The sequence below is a fragment of the Thauera sp. SWB20 genome (assembly GCF_000831325.1).
Taxonomy (GTDB): Bacteria; Pseudomonadota; Gammaproteobacteria; order Burkholderiales; family Rhodocyclaceae; genus Thauera; species Thauera aminoaromatica.
The window spans coordinates 448,125-470,540 of sequence record NZ_JTDM01000019.1 but is presented as its reverse complement, the minus strand read 5'-3'; the positions used below and the strand labels follow the sequence as shown (position 1 = coordinate 470,540).

Here is a 22,416-nt window from a genome sequence, read left to right as displayed (position 1 = left end):
GAGCCCCTGTCGGTCGATTTAGATCTGCCCGCTCAATTTGTGGCAGTGACATGCCGGCAGTGGGACTTCCCTTATGGCGAAGCTAATAAGGAAACGCAATACGAAACTACCTTTAGTGCTATTGAGCAAGCATGTTTTCTTTTTCGGACAAAGGTATGAGATTGTCCTCGTTGCACAGGTAATTGGACCAACGGCACATGAGGATGATCGGGTTGTCAATCGCTTGCTCAATGAGCGGTTGCGCCAGAAGGGGCTTGAGCCTGTAGTAATTGATCAAGATTTGTCGCCTGGGCAGCTAAAGGTAGTCTATGGGAAAGCTCACGTACTTGTAGGAACCCGATTCCACTCCTGTTATTTTGGCGTTGAGTGCAGGTACGCCTGTTGTTGCAATTTCTTATCATGGCCCAAAGGCTACTGGGATCATGGAACAGCTCGGTTGGCAGATTATGTTGTGGATATCAAAGCAGTCAAGAGCGGGGACATTCGGGATCGATGTAACGAGGTTCTAGGGCTGCATAAGGAATTCAAAAGAGTATTCAGACGGTAGTTCCGAAGATAGTTCAGCAAATTTCCTCCGATGTCAGCGTTTTGTTCGCAGAAAATGAATAGCGTGGTCGCGGCTAGACTAATACTATTTGTTTATGTTGGGGCTCTGCTGCTGTCGCCCCCGCTCAGGCTTTCTGGTATGCCCGGGATGCGAGGGTTTACCGCTGATCAGTTTTTTAGTTTTCATAGCGCTGGCTGGTTTTGCTTTTGTTGGGCCTAGATTTTTTGGAAAGGCACTGCGCGACTGCTTTCGTCGGGGCTTCTTTGTTGGGTATTTATACGCGGCTGTTGTGGCGGTTGCGATTGTGGCGGTAGCTTTCAGAATAGTTGTAGATTCTCGCAGCTAGAGCCGGCAATAGAGTTGGCACGTTTATACGGAGTAATGCGGCCCGCGTTTGTGATTGTATTGGGTGTTTTGATAACCAGGTTATATTTCTTAGAGGCGTTTGATAAGGCATATCGTGACTTGGTGGTTTGTTTCTTGGTTATTGGTGCATTTCCTTTGATGGTGGGTTTAGGGCAGGTTTAGGTGTTCCGTCGGTAGTGGATTTTTCAGCTAATTACTACTCTCGTGGCTCAAATTTTGATGTGGTCTTGATGTATGGGCGTGCTTACGGCACTTTTGATGGGCAGCCCAATGTCTTTGGCACTTTTTGTGCTATTTATATTCTCTTCTTGATAAATTATCTGCGTTTCTCATGGCGTCTGGTAGCGCTAGTGCCACTGCTTGGTTGGCTGTATTGTGTTTAATTTTTTCCGGTTCTCGCGGCGCCATGCTTGCTCTCCTGATTGCAGGGATGGCTTGGATGGTGGTTTCAAAAGGTTTTTCATTTATCGTGTATGCCGGCTTCTTGCTATTTGTCCTGGCGGGGGTTTTTTTTCTCTTCGAAGGGTGCTGCCAGAGCGCAAACAGGACGGTTGATATCCGCTCTTGGCCTAGGTTCTGGAGGCGATCCTGGTCTAGCGACTACACGCTTCCGTATTGGGTCAATGATGATTGATCTTTTTCTCCAGAAACCACTGCGGCTCTTGTGGGTGTGCCTGGTTATCTAATGCCGCCCACGGACAACCTCCAGTTGGCGTGGGTGGCGGCGCTCGGCCTATTTGGTGCGTTGATTTATCTATATATCGTGCTGCGGTTAGCTAGTAAGTTTTTCCAATTAAGAGACAAGGAGGGGCTGAGTTTGGCGTACTGTCGCTCGTCTTTTTGTTAAACGGTGTTTCATACCCTACTTTTTTTAATGGGCGGTTGGGTGATTTTTTTTGGCTGGCTGCCGCGTGTGTTGTTCTCGGATACGTTCACAGAAGCGATCTAGTAAATGCGGATACTGCAGGTTTCTCCTAGTTTATATAATGGTGGTGGAGAGGTTTTTGCTTTTCAGTTGGCTGACGCCCTTGCACGGCGTGGTCACGAGGTGGCATTGGTTTCAGTTACTAAGCCCGCAGCGGACGGGCTTTTAACCGCAAGACTTCAAAACGTGGGATTCGAGTTTTTTCACTGGATAAGCAGAGTGGGGCCGGGGTAGATCTTAAGCTGCCCTTTCGATTGGAGCGTTTAGCTCGTCAGTGGAAACCGGATGTCGTACATACGCATTTGCGGGCTCTGTCTTACGCAAGCCTTCTAACCTTTAGGTCATATAAGAAATTTCATACTATTCACAGTCTCGCTGAAAAGGAGTGCTCAGCGAAGGTGCGCTTTTTTCAACGTATACTGTTTGCGTTAGGCTGGGTGCCCGTTGCTATCTCAGAAGTGGTGCGCGAGTCTATCTGCCGGGCTTACGGTTTGAAGGCTCCTATAGTGGTGAACGGAGTGGAAAAGCTGGAGATAGACTCGCCCTCGTCTTTCGACTATAGGTGCCTCCTGGATATACCCTCGGATGCGGCGGTCTTGGCTCATGTTGGTCGTCTAAACGAAGTGAAGGATCAGTTGCGACTCTTGAGAGTTTTCTCGGAAATTGCTGAGGAGGATCCAAGAGTTTTTTGCCTTTTTGTTGGTGACGACCCTGTTTCTGGGGCACCGTATCTTGCGAAGATGAATCAGTTTGTAGAAGGCTTGTCTGAGGATGTTCGACGTCGCGTGCGTTTTCTTGGGGCGCGGAGCGATGTCGGTAGTATTCTAGATGCGGCTGATGTCTTTGTTCTATGTAGTCGCTATGAGGGGCTGCCTCTGGCTCTTCTTGAAGCCATGTCAATCGGAAAGCGTTGTGTTTGTTCTGCTGTCGGCGGAATTCCTGATGCGATAGATGAGTGCAGCGGTTGGCTTTTCGAAGCTCAAAGTGACGATGATTTCAAGCGGTGTCTCATAGAGGCAATTTTTCAGCGTAACGGAGAAAGGGAAGGGTGGCTCGTGCTGTGTTTGATCAGAGGTTTTCGATAGATATCTGCGCGGCGCAGTATGAGGCTTTGTATTTTGGGAATGGGGGGCGGGGGTGAGAATACTTGTCTTGGGGCCGCTTCCGCCGCCTTTGGGTGGTACGACGGTTTTGTTTGAAGATTTTGTTCGAAGGTTTGGCGGTGTTTGCGAGAAATTCGAAGTTGTTGATACTAATGACAAGGTGGCCGGTGCTTTTATAGCACGTTGCACAAAGATGCTGACGCAGTGGTATTTGATTTCCGTGCACTTTGGGGTGTGGATGTTGTTGTCCTACATGCTTCAGCCAGAAGGGCGGTTTTTAGCGGTGCAGTGCTTTATCTCTTGACTCGGATGTCTGGAAAACGACTTGTTGTTCGAGTATTTGGAGGAGCATTAGATCTTTTTTTTGACCGCGCGGGCTTGATCGGTCGGTTTGCTTTTTCGGCTTTATTTCGAGCGGATTTGATTTTGCTCGAAACTCGGCATCTGATGAGATATTTTCAGGAAAATTTCCCTGTATCTAATATTCATTGGCTGCCCAACTGCAGGGATGTTAATTATTTTTCTGAGGATAGGGCGAAAACAGAGGGGGGGCGAAATGGCGCATTTGTTTTCGTTGGCCGGATATCGCGAGATAAGGGTGTTGAGGCGATTTTGGAAGCTGTAAAGGTTGGTGGGCAGGATTGGTTAAAGGTGGATTTTTTTGGGCCTCTGGATGATGGATATACTCCCGATTATCTAAATAGCCAGCCGGGTGTGAGATATGGCGGAGTGGTGCCGTCAGATCATGTTCCTGAGCTTTTAGGTAAGTATACGGCGCTCGTTTTGCCAACGGTCTATGAGGGTGAAGGATATCCAGGGGTTGTTTTGGAAGCGTTTTCTCAAGGAACCCCTGTAGTCGCAAATAGCTGGCGAGCCATTCCAGAAATTGTTGTGGATGGAGAATCGGGTTTGTTGGTTCCGGTTGGGGATACATTGGCTTTAGTTAATGCTCTTAGGCGAGTTTTGTTTGACGAGAACTTATGGGCGAAGCTAAGCATGGGGGCTCGTGAAGGTTATCAATTTTTTGACGCGGATGTATGGCACAAGAAAGCATGGATTGAATGGATGTCTGAGGTTCGAGGAGTTAGGAAGTGAGTGCAATTTTTTTTTACCGAATTGGAAGGTACTGCTATCTAAAAAATATCCCGCTGGTCCCGAAGGTGATGTATGCCCTATCGTATTTGATCTTCCACTGCGTACTCCCCGCGACTGCCGTGCTTGGGAAAGGTGTGAAATTGGGCTATGGTGGGTTGGGAGTGGTTATCCATGCTAGGGCCAAAATTGGTGATAATGTCGTTGTTGCCCAACAAGTGACGATAGGCGGGCGATCTCGGAAATACGAAGTGCCGATAATTGAGGACGGCGCCTACATTGGCGCTGGTGCGAGAGTTTTGGGGCCAGTGCGGGTGGGGCGTAACTCAGTAGTGGGGGCTAATGCTGTGGTAGTTAAGGATGTACCAGAAGGTGCAACGGTGGTTGGCGTGCCAGCTAAACAGATTGTGCGTTGATTTTTCTTTCGGGAATGGGAGTTGACACAATGCGCTGTAGAGGGCCACGTCTATGCAGGTAGATATCATCGCGGGCGCTCGCCCCAACTTCATGAAAATCGCCCCGATCATTCGCGCCTTCGAGGCGCGCAAGGCTGCGGGAGGGCCGCTGCGTTATCGGCTGATCCACACCGGCCAGCATTACGATCCGCGAATGTCGGGGGAGTTCTTCCGCCAACTCGGTATTCCCGAGCCGGACGTGAATCTGGAGGTGGGTTCGGGCACGCAGGCCGAGCAGACCGGGGCGATCATGAGCCGCTACGAGCGCCTGCTGCTCGATTCGCCGAGCGACCTGTGCTTGGTGGTGGGCGACGTGACCTCGACCATGGCCTGCGCAATTGCCGCACAAAAGCTGCATGTGCCGGTGGCGCATGTGGAGGCGGGCATCCGCTCGGGCGACTGGACCATGCCCGAAGAGATCAACCGCATGGTGACGGACGCCATTACCAACTGGTTCTTCACCACCAGCGAGGTGGCCAACGCCACCGGCGAAACCTGGGTCGGCCGCGGCGCCACGCCCAAGTGGATGCGTGCCTACCTCGAAGCCGGCCGCAACAAGGATGAATTCCTGATTTAATCCGTTTCCGCACATCGGCCGGGGCGTCATTTCCCCGGTCAAAAGCCCCGCCCCGATGACGACACACCACAAGGTCAATCATCCGGTCGGGGCTTTCTCTTTCGAGCCGAACAGAACACCGCGGCATCCGGATTGCCGTCAAGCCGGGAGCGGATTGCCCAATCGATGCCGTTACCGAATCACAGGATTTCCCGCACCACCCGCATTGCAACGCCGCTTTCATGGGAGCGACGCGAGTCGCGACCGGGCGATTCCGCAGGCAATGCGCGGCGGCAAGGGCGGCATGGTCGATATCGCGACTTGCGTCGCTCCTACGGGAAATGCCGTGGGCGATCTGGCGATGGCGCACGACCAGCGCGATGGTTTTCGTAGGAGCGACACAAGTCGCGATTGCCCGAACCACCCGGCGGCTTTCATCAGCACTTAACCTCCTTTCGCGATCCTCCGTCCATCCCCGAAACGGACAAGAGGCTCCGCCATGCGTCACCCCGGCATCCCCAAGCTGCTGCTGCTCACCGGCGCGATCATGCTCGCCGGCTGCACCGACACCTCCTCCGGCGAGGCCAAGGCCGACGCCGAGCCGGTGCCCGCAGCGGCGCAGCCCGATGCGCCCAGGCCCGACTACCGCCTGGCCATCCTCCACATCAACGACCACCACTCCAACCTCGACGAATCCGACGCCAGTCTGCGCCTGCGCACCGGCAGCGACGACACGCGCACGAGCGTGACCGTCAAGCTCGGCGGCTTCCCGCGCGTCGCCACGGCGATCGCCGAACTCGCCGCGCGCCACGAGCACGTCCTCAAGCTGCACGCCGGCGATGCCATCACCGGCACGCTCTACTACACCCTCAGCGAAGGCGAAGCCGACGCCGCGCTGATGAACCGCGTCTGCTTCGACGCCATGGCCGTCGGCAACCACGAGCTCGACTCCGGCGACGCCGGCCTCCAGACCTTCATCGACCACCTCTGGTCCGCCCCCGACTGCCGCACCCCGGTGCTCTCGGCCAACCTCGCCCCGCGCGCCGGCTCGCCGCTCGGCAGCGACAGCGTGCGCCCCTCGGTGGTGGTCGAGCGCGGCGGCGAGCGCATCGGCATCGTCGGCCTCACCACCGCCGCCAAGACGCAGAACGCCTCGCGCCCCGACCCCGGCACCCGGCTGCTCGACGAGGCGGACTCCGCCCAGCGCGAGATCGACCACCTGCGCGCCCAGGGAATCGACAAGATCGTCCTGCTCTCGCACCTCGGCTACGCCCAGGACCAGGCGATCGCCGCGCAGCTCTCGGGCGTCGACGTCATCGTCGGCGGCGACTCGCACAGCCTGCTCGGCGACGACAGCCTGAAGACCTTCGGCCTCTCGCCCGCCGGCGCCTACCCCACCGCCGCGCGCAACAAGGACGGCGACGCGGTCTGCGTCGTCCAGGCCTGGCAATACAGCGCCGTGGTCGGCGAACTCGACGTGCTCTTCGACGGCCAGGGTGAGGTCAAGTCCTGCGCCGGCCAGCCGCACATCCTCATCGGCAGCACGCTGGGCACGCTCGCCGGCGACGCCCTCGCCGCCGCCCGCGCCGATCTCGCCAGCCAGCCGGCGCTGCGCGTCACCGAACCCGATGCGGCCGCCAGCGCGGTGCTCGCCGACTACGCCAGCCAGGTGAAGGCCTTCGGCGCCGAGCCGGTCGCCGTCGCGCAGCAGAACCTCTGCCTGCGCCGCGTCCCCGGCACCCGGCGCGACCCCTCGCGCTCGAAGCTCGACGGCTGCAACCAGGATGCGCACGTGATCGCGCATGGCGGCGACGTCCAGCAGCTCGTCGCCGAGGCCTTCCTGCGCCAGGGCCAACGCTTCGGCGGGGCGGATGTTTCGCTGCAGAACGGCGGCGGCGTGCGCGTCGATCTCGCCGCGGGCCCCGTCACCGTCGGCCACATCTACACCGTGCTGCCGTTCAAGAACACGCTCGTCGCGCTCAGCCTCACCGGCGCCGAGCTGCGCGCCACGCTCGAGGACGCCATGCAGAGCGTGGTCGCCGGCAACACCGGCTCCTACCCCTACGCCGGCGCGCTGCGCTGGCAGGTCGACCTGCGCCAGCCCCTCGGCCAGCGCATCGGCGCGCTCGAGCACCGCAACGCCCAGGGCCAGTGGGTCGCGCTCGACGAGGCCGCAACCTACCGCATGATCACCAACGACTTCATCGCCGCCGGCCAGGACGGCTACACCACCCTCGGCACCCTCGGCGCCGATCGTCGCGAAGAGACCTTCCTCGCCTACGCCGACGCCTTCCTGCAATACGCCCGCCAAACCCCCACCCTCACCCGCCCCGCCACCGCGGATTTCAGCACCCAGATGTTCATCGACACCGAGTAAGCCCACCGCCCCTGCATGGGAACCGGCGCCGGGAATTGCGTGGGCGGTCCGGCCAATGTAGGAGCGCCGCAAGGCGCGAATGCGGCCGTGCCGCACGCGACCAGCGGCGGCACGTACGTGACCGCCCTATTCGCGGCTTGCGCCGCTCCTGCATGGGAACCGGCGCGGGAAATGGCGTGGGCGGTCCGGCCAATGTAGGAGCGCCGCAAGGCGCGAATGCGGCCGTGCCGCACGCGACCAACGGCGGCACATGCGTGACCGCCCTGTTCGCGGCTTGCGCCGCTCCTACAGGAAAGCCGTCGCGCGGGATGCAGAGCCAATGTAGGAGCGCCGCAAGGCGCGAACGCAGCGGCGCCGCACGCGACCAGCGGCGGCACATGCCCGACCGCCCTGTTCGCGGCTTGCGCCGCTCCTACAGGAAAGCCGTCGCGCGGGATGCAGAGCCAATGTAGGAGCGCCGCAAGGCGCGAATGCAGCGGCGCCGCACGCGACCAACGGCGGCACATGCCCGACCGCCCTGTTCGCGGCTTACGCCGCTCCTACAGGAAGACCATCGCGCGGGATGCTGCGGCGCCAATGTAGGAGCGCCGCAAGGCGCGAATGCGGCGGCGCCGGACGCGACCGTCGCCGGTGAGGGCGCGAGCAAATTCGAGAACTGGCGCCTACCAACCTACCAAGCCCCGCCCCCATCCGCCCAATTCTCCAGCCGCAAGCCCTCGACGCGTTCGAACTCGCGCAGGTTGTTCGTCACCAAGACCAGGCCCTCGCTACGCGCGTGGCCCGCGATATGGAGGTCGTTCACCCCGATCGGCCTCCCCTTGCGCTCCAGGTCGGCGCGGATGTCGCCGTAATGCGCGGCCGCCTTGGGAGGGTAGTCCAGCACCACCAGGCGCGACACGAAATCCTCGACCTGCGCCAGGTTGTGCGCCTTGCGCGCGCTCTTCTCCGCGCCGTGGATCAGCTCCGCCAAGGTCACCGCGCTGATGCACATCTGTCCCGCATGCTCGTTGAACACGCCGAGCATCTGCGGCGGGCGGCGCTTGATCACGTAGATCGCGATATTGGTGTCGAGCATGTACTTGAGCATCAGAACGGCTCCCGCTCGCGCTGTTGCTGGCTGGCGCGCTCGGGCAGGAAGTCCTCGGACACGCCCTCTGCGGCGGCGAAGAAGCTGTCCCAGGTCCTGTCCACCGGCGCCAGAATCCGCTCCACCCCGAGCACCCGCACCGAAACCTTGCGCACCTCCGGCGGAAACCGCGTCTCGGCCGGCAAGCGCACGGCCTGTGTGCGGTTGTTCTCGAAAATCGAACCGGTCGCAATGGTCATCGTCAGCCTCCGTAATCGGCGCGGTGCGCTATACATCCATTGTATATAGCATCGATTCCAGCGCTGCGCTTTCGTCCTCGCAAGCGACGCTTCACCGCCCTGTTCGCGGCTTGCGCCGCTCCTACAGGGGAACCATCGCGGAGATCTGCCGCGGCGCCAATGTAGGAGCGCCGCAAGGCGCGAACACAGCCGCGCCGCGCGCGATCACCGGCGGCGCGGGCGTGACCGCCCGGTTCGCGGCTCGCGCCGCTCCTACAGGGGAACCATCGCGGAGATCTGCCGCGGCGCCAATGTAGGAGCGCCGCAAGGCGCGAATCGGGCCGCTCAGCCCCGACCGAGCAAATTCAGGAGCCGCCTCGTCGCTCGAGGCGGGGGGCGTCGTTTCGGCTGCTTGCGATGATTCGCTCGCGTGCCTATCGAATGTGCGTGACCGTGCCCTTGGTGATGGAGTACGCCGAGGTGCTGGCGCGGCGGGCCTGGTGCCGGTGCCCACGACGGCGGTCGACGCGGTGCTCGACATGATTTGCCGGGAGTCGGTGCAGCAGCCGGTGCATTTTCTGTGGCGCCCGCAGCTCAGGGATCCGAAGGACGAACTGGTCCTGGAGGCGGCGGTCAATGCGAGTGCGGCGTATCTTGTTACGCACAACGTCCGCGATTTTTCGGCCGTCCGCTTTGCCGGGCTGGAGGTCGTTACCCCGGCCGCCTTCTGGCCCTGCTCGAAGGAGATGTTCGATGAGCACGCTCAGCGTCCGCTTGCCGGAGTCGATCCACCGCAATGCACGCATCTATGCGGAGCGGGAGGGGACGTCCCTCAACCAGTTGGTGGCGACCGCCCTGGCAGAGAAGCTCGCGGCGCTGGCGGCCGAGGATTATCTCCAGGCCCGCGCAGGACGCGCCGATGACGCCGCCTTCGACGCCGCGCTGGCCGCCGTCCCCGATGTGCCTGCGGCGCCGGATGACGAGATGGGTGTGGGGGACAGAGGCGCATCTTGAGCGACAGAGGCGGCTCCTGAATTTGCTCGGTCGGGGCTGAGCGGCCCGATTCGCGCCTTGCGGCGCTCCTACATTGGCGCCGCGGCAGATCTCCGCGATGGTTCCCCTGTAGGAGCGGCGCGAGCCGCGAACCGGGCGGTCACGCCCGCGCCGCCGGTGATCGCGCGCGGCGCGGCTGTGTTCGCGCCTTGCGGCGCTCCTACATTGGCGCCGCGGCAGATCTCCGCGATGGTTCCCCTGTAGGAGCGGCGCAAGCCGCGAACAGGGCGGTGAAGCGTCGCTTGCGAGGACGAAAGCGCAGCGCTGGAATCGATGCTATATACAATGGATGTATAGCGCACCGCGCCGATTACGGAGGCTGACGATGACCATTGCGACCGGTTCGATTTTCGAGAACAACCGCACACAGGCCGTGCGCTTGCCGGCCGAGACGCGGTTTCCGCCGGAGGTGCGCAAGGTTTCGGTGCGGGTGCTCGGGGTGGAGCGGATTCTGGCGCCGGTGGACAGGACCTGGGACAGCTTCTTCGCCGCCGCAGAGGGCGTGTCCGAGGACTTCCTGCCCGAGCGCGCCAGCCAGCAACAGCGCGAGCGGGAGCCGTTCTGATGCTCAAGTACATGCTCGACACCAATATCGCGATCTACGTGATCAAGCGCCGCCCGCCGCAGATGCTCGGCGTGTTCAACGAGCATGCGGGACAGATGTGCATCAGCGCGGTGACCTTGGCGGAGCTGATCCACGGCGCGGAGAAGAGCGCGCGCAAGGCGCACAACCTGGCGCAGGTCGAGGATTTCGTGTCGCGCCTGGTGGTGCTGGACTACCCTCCCAAGGCGGCCGCGCATTACGGCGACATCCGCGCCGACCTGGAGCGCAAGGGGAGGCCGATCGGGGTGAACGACCTCCATATCGCGGGCCACGCGCGTAGCGAGGGCCTGGTCTTGGTGACGAACAACCTGCGCGAGTTCGAACGCGTCGAGGGCTTGCGGCTGGAGAATTGGGCGGATGGGGGCGGGGCTTGGTAGGTTGGTAGGCGCCAGTTCTCGAATTTGCTCGCGCCCTCACCGGCGACGGTCGCGTCCGGCGCCGCCGCATTCGCGCCTTGCGGCGCTCCTACATTGGCGCCGCAGCATCCCGCGCGATGGTCTTCCTGTAGGAGCGGCGTAAGCCGCGAACAGGGCGGTCGGGCATGTGCCGCCGTTGGTCGCGTGCGGCGCCGCTGCATTCGCGCCTTGCGGCGCTCCTACATTGGCTCTGCATCCCGCGCGACGGCTTTCCTGTAGGAGCGGCGCAAGCCGCGAACAGGGCGGTCGGGCATGTGCCGCCGCTGGTCGCGTGCGGCGCCGCTGCGTTCGCGCCTTGCGGCGCTCCTACATTGGCTCTGCATCCCGCGCGACGGCTTTCCTGTAGGAGCGGCGCAAGCGCGAACAGGGCGGTCACGCATGTGCCGCCGTTGGTCGCGTGCGGCACGGCCGCATTCGCGCCTTGCGGCGCTCCTACATTGGCCGGACCGCCCACGCCATTTCCCGCGCCGGTTCCCATGCAGGAGCGGCGCAAGCCGCGAATAGGGCGGTCACGTACGTGCCGCCGCTGGTCGCGTGCGGCACGGCCGCATTCGCGCCTTGCGGCGCTCCTACATTGGCCGGACCGCCCACGCAATTCCCGGCGCCGGTTCCCATGCAGGGGCGGTGGGCTTACTCGGTGTCGATGAACATCTGGGTGCTGAAATCCGCGGTGGCGGGGCGGGTGAGGGTGGGGGTTTGGCGGGCGTATTGCAGGAAGGCGTCGGCGTAGGCGAGGAAGGTCTCTTCGCGACGATCGGCGCCGAGGGTGCCGAGGGTGGTGTAGCCGTCCTGGCCGGCGGCGATGAAGTCGTTGGTGATCATGCGGTAGGTTGCGGCCTCGTCGAGCGCGACCCACTGGCCCTGGGCGTTGCGGTGCTCGAGCGCGCCGATGCGCTGGCCGAGGGGCTGGCGCAGGTCGACCTGCCAGCGCAGCGCGCCGGCGTAGGGGTAGGAGCCGGTGTTGCCGGCGACCACGCTCTGCATGGCGTCCTCGAGCGTGGCGCGCAGCTCGGCGCCGGTGAGGCTGAGCGCGACGAGCGTGTTCTTGAACGGCAGCACGGTGTAGATGTGGCCGACGGTGACGGGGCCCGCGGCGAGATCGACGCGCACGCCGCCGCCGTTCTGCAGCGAAACATCCGCCCCGCCGAAGCGTTGGCCCTGGCGCAGGAAGGCCTCGGCGACGAGCTGCTGGACGTCGCCGCCATGCGCGATCACGTGCGCATCCTGGTTGCAGCCGTCGAGCTTCGAGCGCGAGGGGTCGCGCCGGGTGCCGGGGACGCGGCGCAGGCAGAGGTTCTGCTGCGCGACGGCGACCGGCTCGGCGCCGAAGGCCTTCACCTGGCTGGCGTAGTCGGCGAGCACCGCGCTGGCGGCCGCATCGGGTTCGGTGACGCGCAGCGCCGGCTGGCTGGCGAGATCGGCGCGGGCGGCGGCGAGGGCGTCGCCGGCGAGCGTGCCCAGCGTGCTGCCGATGAGGATGTGCGGCTGGCCGGCGCAGGACTTGACCTCACCCTGGCCGTCGAAGAGCACGTCGAGTTCGCCGACCACGGCGCTGTATTGCCAGGCCTGGACGACGCAGACCGCGTCGCCGTCCTTGTTGCGCGCGGCGGTGGGGTAGGCGCCGGCGGGCGAGAGGCCGAAGGTCTTCAGGCTGTCGTCGCCGAGCAGGCTGTGCGAGTCGCCGCCGACGATGACGTCGACGCCCGAGAGCTGCGCGGCGATCGCCTGGTCCTGGGCGTAGCCGAGGTGCGAGAGCAGGACGATCTTGTCGATTCCCTGGGCGCGCAGGTGGTCGATCTCGCGCTGGGCGGAGTCCGCCTCGTCGAGCAGCCGGGTGCCGGGGTCGGGGCGCGAGGCGTTCTGCGTCTTGGCGGCGGTGGTGAGGCCGACGATGCCGATGCGCTCGCCGCCGCGCTCGACCACCACCGAGGGGCGCACGCTGTCGCTGCCGAGCGGCGAGCCGGCGCGCGGGCGAGGTTGGCCGAGAGCACCGGGGTGCGGCAGTCGGGGGCGGACCAGAGGTGGTCGATGAAGGTCTGGAGGCCGGCGTCGCCGGAGTCGAGCTCGTGTTGCCGACGGCCATGGCGTCGAAGCAGACGCGGTTCATCAGCGCGGCGTCGGCTTCGCCTTCGCTGAGGGTGTAGTAGAGCGTGCCGGTGATGGCATCGCCGGCGTGCAGCTTGAGGACGTGCTCGTGGCGCGCGCGAGTTCGGCGATCGCCGTCTGCCCCGTCCCAGGCTCGTCCCCCTCGCCAGGCACTCCGGCCAGCTCGTCCGCCCCGCCGGCGAGAAACACCGGGGCGGCGTCCGCCCCCCCTGCCAGCGCGCACATCAGCACCTCGGGATCGTCGGGATCGCGCTGCAGCGCGGCGATCCGCGCCGCACAGGCCGCACGCAATCCCCCGGCAAGCAGGTCCTCGATCACGCGCAGGTGGTCGAGCCGGGCCGAACAGCATGCGAACCAGGGCTCCGCGAGCGCCGACGGCAGCACCCCGCCCTTCCCCGCGGCGAGCAACTTGCGGCGCAGGCGTTCAAATTCGGCGAGCGGCATCGCCTGGCACGCCGCATCCCAGGCGCTGCGCACCTCGGGCGGGCAGAAGGCCGCGAAGCGCGCGAAGCACGCCTCCTGCGTCTCGATCAGATGCAGCAGGTCGGGCTCGGCGGGATGGCGCGCGTTGGCCGCAGCGTTCGCCCTCCCAGCGGCGAAGGCGGCCGCACCGGCCGCACGCTCCTGGCCGGCGAACTCCTTGCCCTGCATCAGGTTGAACAGCGCCACCAGCAGGCGCGAGATGGCTGGATCGGTCGCGATGTCGGCCGCCTCGAAGACCAGCGCCAGCAGCGCGGCGATCGCCTGCGTGAATCGCTGCGTGGCCTCGTGCGGCGTGCAGCGGCCGGCGGCGATCGTCTCGCGCAGCGCGGGCAGCCCGTCGAGGGCGTGCAGCGCGAGCGCGATCCGGGTGAGCAGGCGGGAGCCGCCCGTCGGCGCCGCCCCGCCCCTCGCGTCGAGGACGTCGGCCTGCTCCAGCCAGGTCCGCAGCGCGGCATCGGCCTCGATGCTGGCCGCCACGCACGCCGCGCGATCGCCATCGAAGTGCCTGCCACCCGCGGCGAGGTGAAGATTCGAGCACCCGCGCTCGGCCTGCAGGCGATGCACCAGCTCGCTCACCGCCCGCACCAGCTCGCAGCTGCGCGCCAGTTGCTCGAGCTCGCGCAGCTCACAACGACGCGCAGCGACCAAAAAAGCGAGGATCGATTCCATGCAGGGCTCCGGCAAGAAGGGGGTCTGCGACCGGCGGCCGCACATCCCCCCAAGCAAGACCCGTGCAAGCCCGACGCCTGGGCTCTGCCGTAGGAGCGACGCAAGTCGCGATCACGGCCCTGCCGCCCGCCGCCCGCTGCCGCACGCGGAATCGTGCGATCGCGACTTGCGTCGCTCCCACCAAAACCAGCGCGCCCTTCCAGCGCCGACGCCTGGCGCTGCCGTAGGAGCGACGCAAGTCGCGATCACGGCCCTGCCGCCCGCCACCCGCTGTCGCAGACGGAATCGCGCGATCGCGACTCGCGTCGCTCCTACCAGAACCACCGCTCCCTTCCAGCGCCGCCGCCTGGGCGCTGCCGTAGGAGCGACGCAAGTCGCGATCACGGCCCTGCCGCCCCCGCCACCCGCTGCCGCAGGCGGAATCGTGCGATCGCGACTCGCGTCGCTCCCACCAGAACCAGCGCTCCCTTCCAGCGCCGCCGCCTGGCTCTGCCGTAGGAGCGACGCAAGTCGCGATCACGGCCCTGCCGCCGCCCCGCCACCCGCTGCCGCAGGCGGAATCGTGCGATCGCGACTCGCGTCGCGCCCACAAGGGGCTACGCGGCGCTTCGAGGGCTCGGGCGGAGCTGGCCGATGGCCTCGATCAAGCCCTCGCCCACCGCATCGGGCCCGCGCTGCCAGCCGTCGAAATGCAGCAACTCGGGCAACGGGACGCGCTTCAACCAGCCTGCGGCCTCGAGCTCCGGCTGCGCGTGGAAGTCGCGCACATAGCCGACGCACAGATAGGCGATCGGCACGATCTCGCGCGGGATGCCGAGCGCCTCGCGCAGCGCCTGCTGGTGCAGGATGCTCACCCAGCCCACGCCCAGGTTCTCGGCGCGCGCCGCCAGCCACAGGTTCTGCACCGCACACACCGCGCTGTACACGTCCATCGCGCCGATGTGCGTGCGCCCGATCACCACCGGGCCGTGGCGGCTGCGGTCGCAGGTGATGCAGATATTGACCGGCGACTCGAGGATGCCCTCGAGCTTCAGATTGCGATAGGTCTCGCGCTTGCCCTCGTCGAACATCTGCTCGGCCTCGGCGTGCGCGGCGAGAAAGTCGGCGTGGATCTTCGCGCGCACCTCGCGCGAGCGCACCACGACGAAATCCCACGGCTGCATGAAGCCCACGGAAGGCGCGTGGTGCGCGGCGGTGAGCACGCGCGCGAGCACCTCGTCAGGGATCGGGTCGGGCAGGAACTCGCCACGCACGTCGCGCCGGGTGTGGATGGCGCGATAGACGGCGGCGCGCTCGGCGGCGTCGAACAACGGATTGGCCTGGAAGCGCGCGGCGGCCGGGTCGTGAATCGGTGCGGACGCGTCGGTGCTCGCCGGCGCGCACTGCGCCTGCGTCGGGCTGCTCATGAAGTATTCCCCTTGTCGTCGAGCAGTGGGCAGCCACCGACCAGGCGACTGCGGGATGCACTTCGAGGCCGGTCTTCCGGCTGCGGATCATCTCGTCCGGGCGCCTTCCCGGTCCTCGTGGACCAGTGGCTGGGCGAACCTCGCCCGGACAATCCCCTACACGGCGCTGGGCGCGCGGCGGAATTGCACCGCCTTCCCGATTCTCCCGCGCACGCGCGGGCACCTCGAAGCAGAGAGGGCGCAAGCTTAGCGGCAAAGGCGGCCGCGGGCAAAACAAGGCGGACACCGCCGCGCGGGGTGGGAGGTCGCCCGATCGCGACTTGCGTCGCTCCTACGAAACCGGCGCGCGCATCCTTGCGCCCGGCGCCCGAGGTGGGACGTGGGAGCGACGCAAGTCGCGATTCCCACCCGCGTCGACCTAGAAACGCTCCTCGCAGCCGCCGCGCCCGATCGCGACTTGCGTCGCTCCTACGAAAACCGGCGCGCGCATCCTTGCGCCCGGCGCCCGGAGTGGGACGTGGGAGCGACGCAAGTCGCGATTCCCACGAAACCGGCGCTCGGCCATTGGCCCTCCCGACGCAGCGCCGGCTCGATTCCTCTATAATTATGAATTCTTGACACAACCGCCCACCCAGGAGGCACCATGTCCCAGCGTCCGTTCAAGATCCTCGGCATCCAGCAGATCGCCATCGGCGGTCCGAGCAAGGAGAAGCTCAAGACCCTGTGGGTCGACATGCTCGGCCTGGAGGTCACCGGCAACTTCGTGTCCGAGCGCGAGAACGTCGACGAGGACATCTGCGCGATGGGTTCCGGGCCGTTCAAGGTCGAGGTCGACCTGATGCAGCCGCTCGACCCCGAGAAGAAGCCCGCGGTGCACACCACCCCGCTCAACCACGTCGGCCTGTGGGTGGACGACCTGCCCAAGGCGGTCGAATGGCTCGGCGCCAACGGCGTGCGTTTCGCGCCCGGCGGCATCCGTCGCGGCGCGGCGGGCTATGACATCACCTTCCTGCACCCCAAGGGCAACGACGAATTCCCCATCGGCGGCGAGGGCGTGCTCGTCGAACTTGTCCAGGCCCCGCCCGAGGTCGTCGAAGCCTTCGCCCGCATCGCCAGCTGATCGCCCCCGGCATTTCATGCAGGAGCGACGCAAGTCGCGATTGCAGCGCCGCGGCAGGCGATGCACCTCGGTGGCCGCGGGACGGCCGTGATCGCGACTCGCGTCGCTCCCACAGCGCACCCCGAACGCCCGCAAGCACCGCAACCCCGGCGTTTCACGTAGGAGCGACGCAAGTCGCGATCCAGCGCCGCGGCAGGCGATGCACCTCGGTGGCTGCGGGACGGCCGTGATCGCGACTCGCGTCGCTCCCACAGCGCACCCCGAACGCCCGCAAGCACCGCCACCCCGGCGTTTCACGTAGGAGCGACGCAAGTCGCGATCCAGCGCCGCGGCAGGCAATGCGCCTCGATGGCTGCGGGACGGCCGTGATCGCGACTCGCGTCGCTCCCACAGCGCACCCCGAACGCCCGCAAGCACCGCAACCCCGGCATCTCCTGTAGGAGCGACGCAAGTCGCGATTGCAGCGCCGCGGCAGGCGATGCGCCTCGGTCGCTGCGCGTCGCCGTGGATGCGGCGGCGCAGCACCTGCCCCGAAGTGTCGAATTTTTTTACACCGCCCCCCTCGCGACGTCCTCTCCAGAGCAACAGAACCCTTTAAATCAAGCACTTGCAAAACAGGCACTGATATTGCTTTGTACGTTCCAGCGGTGACCAATCGCCCTGTTTTCAACAACGAAGACGCCGGCCCCCGGGTTGGTACGTCCCAGTTTTAAAGGATTGCGCCAATGAAAAAACTTGCTCTCATCGCAGCGACCGCGTCGCTCGCAGCCGTGTCCACCGGTGCTTCGGCCGCTTATGTCAGCACTGCCAACCTGGGCGGCGACTTCGCCATCACCGGTTTTGCCGACGGCACCCCGGGCACCTACCAGATCGCCCTGACCAACCTCAGCGGCGCCCTTTCGCTGGCCGCCGGCCCGGCGGGCACCTACACCGTCGGCGTCGGCCCCGGCAGCGCCGGCCCGACCGGCACCGCCACCGCCACCTTCTTCGCGGGCCCCGGCGGCACCGTCACGCGCAGCATCAGTTCGAACGTCGGTATCTTCACCGGCAACCTCACCCCGACGGGCCTCACCCCGGGCATCTACAACTTCGCCTTCGGCGCCGGCCCCGCGTTCTCGGTCGGCTTCAACTTCGGCGGCTCGTACGACGGCGCGACCACCTCCGGCGTCCTCGGCCTGCTCAACGGCCTGCTCGGCACCAGCTTCGTCGATCCCACCGGCGCGGGCACCCTGGCGATCACCGGCACCGTCACCAACAACAGCTTCATAATGGACGTCGTCGAAACGGCGACCAACTGGCCCGGTGCCGGCGCGCTGCTCGCTTCGGCCGACTATGGCGTGTTCCTGCAGTCGAACGGCCTTACCGATACGACCGCCAACAGGCTCGCCTATGCGCAGAGCCCGACCTACAACCGCACCGACGGCACCTTCCGCGTCAGCAACGTCGCCGTCACCGCCGTCCCCGAGCCCGCCTCGCTGGCCCTGCTGGGCCTCGGCCTGGCCGGTCTGGGCGCGATGCGTCGCCGCAAGCAGGCCTGATCCTCGGCTGCTGCAGTCCCGCAAACCGGCATCCTCGCGAGGGGGTGCCGGTTTTTGCGTTTACACTCCCGGGCCAGGCCGGTCGCCCGCGATCGCGCTCCACCGCGCCGCGCCCGCCGCACACCCGACGCCCTCGCACACCGCCATGTTCGACAAGATCCTCACCCTCTGCACCGGAAACATCTGCCGCAGCCCGCTCGCCGAGTTCCTGCTGCGCGACCGCCTCGCCGCGCGCGGCCGCGCGGCCACGGTGGCCTCGGCCGGCATCGGCGCCCTCGTCGGCCATCCCGCGGACGAGACCACCCAGCGTGTCGCCCTGCGCCACGGCATCGACCTCTCGCCCCACGTCGCGCGCCAGCTCACCCCCGAGATCACGCGCTGGGCCGACCTCATTCTGGTGATGGAAAAGCACCACCTCGAATACGCCACCCGCCTCGACCCCAGCGCGCGCGGCAAGATCTTCCTGCTCGGGCATTGGGACAAGGCCGAGGTGCCCGACCCCTATCGGCTGGCCGAGGAAAACCACCAGCTCGCCTACGACATCATCGCGCACACCACCGAGCAGTGGATCGGCAAGCTTTGAGCGCGCGAATCGGCGCGCACGCACGGGCGAAAGAAAGGACGCGGCGGGGATTCGGGGCGCCGCTGATCGCGACTTGCGTCGCTCCTACGAAACGCCCACGCTTCCGAAGCCCCCCGTAGGAGCGACGCAAGTCGCGATTGCGGCGTATCCGATCGCGCTGGGCGGAATGGATGCCCCCGGCGTATCCGATCTCTCTAGGTGGAATGGATGCCCCCGACGTCGAATGGATACCGTGGTGCGGCATTCCTGCATGCTTGATCGCGACTTGCGTCGCTCCTGCAAAAACCATCGCACCACTCCGCATGCCCTATCCGTGCCGCTTAATTGCTTCATTCGGCAAGGGCATTCGCAGACCTTGCCAATTAACGCCGGGCACATTAATCCGAAAAAGTTTCTCCAAGGCTTTCAAAAACGTTTTTCATCGGCGTACAATCGGCACGTTTTCATCACCACAAAACATAACGATCATGACCACCTACGCCGAACTGCAGCAAAAAATCGCCGAGCTCCAATCCCAGGCCGAAGAACTGCGCAAGCGCGAACTCGCCGAAATCATCGCCGACGTCAAGCAGAAGATCGCCGCCTATGGCCTCAGCGCCGCCGATCTCGGCCTGCAGGCGGGCCGCGAATCCACCGCCGCCCCGCAAAAGGCCAAGACCGCGCTCAAGGCCAAATACCGCGACCCCGCCACCGGCGAAACCTGGGTCGGCCGCGGCGCCACGCCCAAGTGGATGCGTGCCTACCTCGAAGCCGGCCGCAACAAGGATGAATTCCTGATTTAATCCGTTTCCGCACATCGGCCGGGGCGTCATTTCCCCGGTCAAAAGCCCCGCCCCGATGACGACACACCACAAGGTCAATCATCCGGTCGGGGCTTTCTCTTTCGAGCCGAACAGAACACCGCGGCATCCGGATTGCCGTCAAGCCGGGAGCGGATTGCCCAATCGATGCCGTTACCGAATCACAGGATTTCCCGCACCACCCGCATTGCAACGCCGCTTTCATGGGAGCGACGCGAGTCGCGACCGGGCGATTCCGCAGGCAATGCGCGGCGGCAAGGGCGGCATGGTCGATATCGCGACTTGCGTCGCTCCTACGGGAAATGCCGTGGGCGATCTGGCGATGGCGCACGACCAGCGCGATGGTTTTCGTAGGAGCGACACAAGTCGCGATTGCCCGAACCACCCGGCGGCTTTCATCAGCACTTAACCTCCTTTCGCGATCCTCCGTCCATCCCCGAAACGGACAAGAGGCTCCGCCATGCGTCACCCCGGCATCCCCAAGCTGCTGCTGCTCACCGGCGCGATCATGCTCGCCGGCTGCACCGACACCTCCTCCGGCGAGGCCAAGGCCGACGCCGAGCCGGTGCCCGCAGCGGCGCAGCCCGATGCGCCCAGGCCCGACTACCGCCTGGCCATCCTCCACATCAACGACCACCACTCCAACCTCGACGAATCCGACGCCAGTCTGCGCCTGCGCACCGGCAGCGACGACACGCGCACGAGCGTGACCGTCAAGCTCGGCGGCTTCCCGCGCGTCGCCACGGCGATCGCCGAACTCGCCGCGCGCCACGAGCACGTCCTCAAGCTGCACGCCGGCGATGCCATCACCGGCACGCTCTACTACACCCTCAGCGAAGGCGAAGCCGACGCCGCGCTGATGAACCGCGTCTGCTTCGACGCCATGGCCGTCGGCAACCACGAGCTCGACTCCGGCGACGCCGGCCTCCAGACCTTCATCGACCACCTCTGGTCCGCCCCCGACTGCCGCACCCCGGTGCTCTCGGCCAACCTCGCCCCGCGCGCCGGCTCGCCGCTCGGCAGCGACAGCGTGCGCCCCTCGGTGGTGGTCGAGCGCGGCGGCGAGCGCATCGGCATCGTCGGCCTCACCACCGCCGCCAAGACGCAGAACGCCTCGCGCCCCGACCCCGGCACCCGGCTGCTCGACGAGGCGGACTCCGCCCAGCGCGAGATCGACCACCTGCGCGCCCAGGGAATCGACAAGATCGTCCTGCTCTCGCACCTCGGCTACGCCCAGGACCAGGCGATCGCCGCGCAGCTCTCGGGCGTCGACGTCATCGTCGGCGGCGACTCGCACAGCCTGCTCGGCGACGACAGCCTGAAGACCTTCGGCCTCTCGCCCGCCGGCGCCTACCCCACCGCCGCGCGCAACAAGGACGGCGACGCGGTCTGCGTCGTCCAGGCCTGGCAATACAGCGCCGTGGTCGGCGAACTCGACGTGCTCTTCGACGGCCAGGGTGAGGTCAAGTCCTGCGCCGGCCAGCCGCACATCCTCATCGGCAGCACGCTGGGCACGCTCGCCGGCGACGCCCTCGCCGCCGCCCGCGCCGATCTCGCCAGCCAGCCGGCGCTGCGCGTCACCGAACCCGATGCGGCCGCCAGCGCGGTGCTCGCCGACTACGCCAGCCAGGTGAAGGCCTTCGGCGCCGAGCCGGTCGCCGTCGCGCAGCAGAACCTCTGCCTGCGCCGCGTCCCCGGCACCCGGCGCGACCCCTCGCGCTCGAAGCTCGACGGCTGCAACCAGGATGCGCACGTGATCGCGCATGGCGGCGACGTCCAGCAGCTCGTCGCCGAGGCCTTCCTGCGCCAGGGCCAACGCTTCGGCGGGGCGGATGTTTCGCTGCAGAACGGCGGCGGCGTGCGCGTCGATCTCGCCGCGGGCCCCGTCACCGTCGGCCACATCTACACCGTGCTGCCGTTCAAGAACACGCTCGTCGCGCTCAGCCTCACCGGCGCCGAGCTGCGCGCCACGCTCGAGGACGCCATGCAGAGCGTGGTCGCCGGCAACACCGGCTCCTACCCCTACGCCGGCGCGCTGCGCTGGCAGGTCGACCTGCGCCAGCCCCTCGGCCAGCGCATCGGCGCGCTCGAGCACCGCAACGCCCAGGGCCAGTGGGTCGCGCTCGACGAGGCCGCAACCTACCGCATGATCACCAACGACTTCATCGCCGCCGGCCAGGACGGCTACACCACCCTCGGCACCCTCGGCGCCGATCGTCGCGAAGAGACCTTCCTCGCCTACGCCGACGCCTTCCTGCAATACGCCCGCCAAACCCCCACCCTCACCCGCCCCGCCACCGCGGATTTCAGCACCCAGATGTTCATCGACACCGAGTAAGCCCACCGCCCCTGCATGGGAACCGGCGCCGGGAATTGCGTGGGCGGTCCGGCCAATGTAGGAGCGCCGCAAGGCGCGAATGCGGCCGTGCCGCACGCGACCAGCGGCGGCACGTACGTGACCGCCCTATTCGCGGCTTGCGCCGCTCCTGCATGGGAACCGGCGCGGGAAATGGCGTGGGCGGTCCGGCCAATGTAGGAGCGCCGCAAGGCGCGAATGCGGCCGTGCCGCACGCGACCAACGGCGGCACATGCGTGACCGCCCTGTTCGCGGCTTGCGCCGCTCCTACAGGAAAGCCGTCGCGCGGGATGCAGAGCCAATGTAGGAGCGCCGCAAGGCGCGAACGCAGCGGCGCCGCACGCGACCAGCGGCGGCACATGCCCGACCGCCCTGTTCGCGGCTTGCGCCGCTCCTACAGGAAAGCCGTCGCGCGGGATGCAGAGCCAATGTAGGAGCGCCGCAAGGCGCGAATGCAGCGGCGCCGCACGCGACCAACGGCGGCACATGCCCGACCGCCCTGTTCGCGGCTTACGCCGCTCCTACAGGAAGACCATCGCGCGGGATGCTGCGGCGC

Annotated in this window: 18 protein-coding genes, 1 pseudogene and 1 riboswitch; of the genes and pseudogenes, 14 read left to right on the top strand and 5 right to left on the bottom strand. The window is 65.3% G+C overall.

From position 1 onward, the window contains the following. The first annotated feature begins 2,029 nt into the window (after positions 1 to 2,029). The 5 genes from PO78_RS22365 (at position 2,030) to PO78_RS13995 (ending at position 7,421) form a co-directional block, all read left to right on the top strand. On the top strand, positions 2,030 to 2,923 hold the full coding sequence (locus PO78_RS22365; protein WP_331454285.1) for a glycosyltransferase: 894 nt from the start codon (positions 2,030 to 2,032) through the stop codon (positions 2,921 to 2,923). A 222-nt stretch (positions 2,924 to 3,145) separates the two neighbouring features. Then, the gene (locus tag PO78_RS22360) at positions 3,146 to 4,036 is read left to right on the top strand and encodes a glycosyltransferase family 4 protein (protein ID WP_156147816.1); all 891 of its coding nucleotides are present in this window, start codon (positions 3,146 to 3,148) and stop codon (positions 4,034 to 4,036) included. Further along, the gene (locus PO78_RS22355; RefSeq protein WP_052484420.1) at positions 4,033 to 4,449 is read left to right on the top strand and encodes a serine O-acetyltransferase; all 417 of its coding nucleotides are present in this window, start codon (positions 4,033 to 4,035) and stop codon (positions 4,447 to 4,449) included. The genes PO78_RS22360 and PO78_RS22355 overlap by 4 nt, the downstream gene beginning before the upstream one ends. Positions 4,450 to 4,540: 91 nt before the next feature. Then, positions 4,541 to 5,065 (top strand): UDP-N-acetylglucosamine 2-epimerase, encoded by a 525-nt coding sequence (locus tag PO78_RS23555; protein WP_269429748.1) that lies wholly within the window; start codon positions 4,541 to 4,543, stop codon positions 5,063 to 5,065. A 478-nt stretch (positions 5,066 to 5,543) separates the two neighbouring features. After that, positions 5,544 to 7,421 (top strand): bifunctional metallophosphatase/5'-nucleotidase, encoded by a 1,878-nt coding sequence (locus PO78_RS13995; protein WP_043744500.1) that lies wholly within the window; start codon positions 5,544 to 5,546, stop codon positions 7,419 to 7,421. A 670-nt stretch (positions 7,422 to 8,091) separates the two neighbouring features. On the opposite strand, the gene vapC (PO78_RS13990) is transcribed toward PO78_RS13995, so the two are convergent. Further along, positions 8,092 to 8,508, bottom strand: a complete 417-nt coding sequence (vapC, locus tag PO78_RS13990; RefSeq protein ID WP_043744499.1) for a type II toxin-antitoxin system tRNA(fMet)-specific endonuclease VapC — start codon at positions 8,506 to 8,508, stop codon at positions 8,092 to 8,094. Next, a complete protein-coding gene (gene vapB / locus PO78_RS13985; protein WP_043744496.1) occupies positions 8,508 to 8,747 on the bottom strand; it encodes a type II toxin-antitoxin system VapB family antitoxin in 240 nt (79 codons plus the stop codon). Before vapB (PO78_RS13985) ends, vapC (PO78_RS13990) begins: the two co-directional genes overlap by 1 nt. Before the next feature lie 518 nt (positions 8,748 to 9,265). Here vapB (PO78_RS13985) and PO78_RS23640 point away from each other — a divergent pair. From PO78_RS23640 to vapC (PO78_RS13970), 4 genes and pseudogenes are all read left to right on the top strand, one after another. After that, positions 9,266 to 9,388 (top strand): annotated as a pseudogene (locus tag PO78_RS23640) (PIN domain-containing protein); the annotation flags it as partial. Beyond that, the gene (locus tag PO78_RS23425) at positions 9,363 to 9,740 is read left to right on the top strand and encodes a toxin-antitoxin system HicB family antitoxin (RefSeq protein ID WP_082047770.1); all 378 of its coding nucleotides are present in this window, start codon (positions 9,363 to 9,365) and stop codon (positions 9,738 to 9,740) included. The pseudogene PO78_RS23640 and the gene PO78_RS23425, both read left to right, overlap by 26 nt. A 364-nt stretch (positions 9,741 to 10,104) precedes the next feature. After that, positions 10,105 to 10,344, top strand: coding sequence for a type II toxin-antitoxin system VapB family antitoxin (gene vapB / locus PO78_RS13975; protein WP_043744496.1), 240 nt, complete (start codon positions 10,105 to 10,107; stop codon positions 10,342 to 10,344). Next, the gene (vapC, locus tag PO78_RS13970) at positions 10,344 to 10,760 is read left to right on the top strand and encodes a type II toxin-antitoxin system tRNA(fMet)-specific endonuclease VapC (RefSeq protein ID WP_043744499.1); all 417 of its coding nucleotides are present in this window, start codon (positions 10,344 to 10,346) and stop codon (positions 10,758 to 10,760) included. Before vapB (PO78_RS13975) ends, vapC (PO78_RS13970) begins: the two co-directional genes overlap by 1 nt. A 669-nt stretch (positions 10,761 to 11,429) precedes the next feature. Here vapC (PO78_RS13970) and PO78_RS23215 read toward each other — a convergent pair. The 3 genes from PO78_RS23215 to bluB form a co-directional block, all read right to left on the bottom strand. Beyond that, a complete protein-coding gene (locus PO78_RS23215) occupies positions 11,430 to 12,737 on the bottom strand; it encodes a bifunctional metallophosphatase/5'-nucleotidase (protein ID WP_231570722.1) in 1,308 nt (435 codons plus the stop codon). A gap of 168 nt (positions 12,738 to 12,905) precedes the next feature. Continuing rightward, complete coding sequence (locus PO78_RS23210) at positions 12,906 to 14,057, bottom strand: nitrate- and nitrite sensing domain-containing protein (protein ID WP_231570721.1); 1,152 nt, start codon at positions 14,055 to 14,057, stop codon at positions 12,906 to 12,908. Positions 14,058 to 14,653: 596 nt separating this feature from the next. Continuing rightward, positions 14,654 to 15,463: a 5,6-dimethylbenzimidazole synthase gene (bluB, locus tag PO78_RS13955; RefSeq protein ID WP_043744512.1), complete on the bottom strand. Its 810-nt coding sequence runs from the start codon at positions 15,461 to 15,463 to the stop codon at positions 14,654 to 14,656. Between the two features lie 49 nt (positions 15,464 to 15,512). Further along, positions 15,513 to 15,705, bottom strand: a riboswitch (cobalamin riboswitch). Positions 15,706 to 16,106: 401 nt separating this feature from the next. On the opposite strand from bluB, the gene PO78_RS13950 reads away from it, so the two are divergent. From PO78_RS13950 to PO78_RS13930, 5 genes are all read left to right on the top strand, one after another. Then, positions 16,107 to 16,583 (top strand): VOC family protein, encoded by a 477-nt coding sequence (locus tag PO78_RS13950; protein ID WP_004315153.1) that lies wholly within the window; start codon positions 16,107 to 16,109, stop codon positions 16,581 to 16,583. 725 nt (positions 16,584 to 17,308) lie between these two features. After that, complete coding sequence (locus PO78_RS13945; protein WP_043744510.1) at positions 17,309 to 18,121, top strand: VPLPA-CTERM sorting domain-containing protein; 813 nt, start codon at positions 17,309 to 17,311, stop codon at positions 18,119 to 18,121. 145 nt (positions 18,122 to 18,266) lie between these two features. Continuing rightward, positions 18,267 to 18,704 (top strand): low molecular weight protein-tyrosine-phosphatase, encoded by a 438-nt coding sequence (locus PO78_RS13940; protein ID WP_043744506.1) that lies wholly within the window; start codon positions 18,267 to 18,269, stop codon positions 18,702 to 18,704. 203 nt (positions 18,705 to 18,907) lie between these two features. Further along, on the top strand, positions 18,908 to 19,486 hold the full coding sequence (locus PO78_RS23550) for an H-NS histone family protein (RefSeq protein WP_269429747.1): 579 nt from the start codon (positions 18,908 to 18,910) through the stop codon (positions 19,484 to 19,486). A gap of 478 nt (positions 19,487 to 19,964) precedes the next feature. Beyond that, the gene (locus PO78_RS13930) at positions 19,965 to 21,842 is read left to right on the top strand and encodes a bifunctional metallophosphatase/5'-nucleotidase (RefSeq protein ID WP_043744500.1); all 1,878 of its coding nucleotides are present in this window, start codon (positions 19,965 to 19,967) and stop codon (positions 21,840 to 21,842) included. The last annotated feature ends 574 nt before the right edge of the window (positions 21,843 to 22,416 follow it).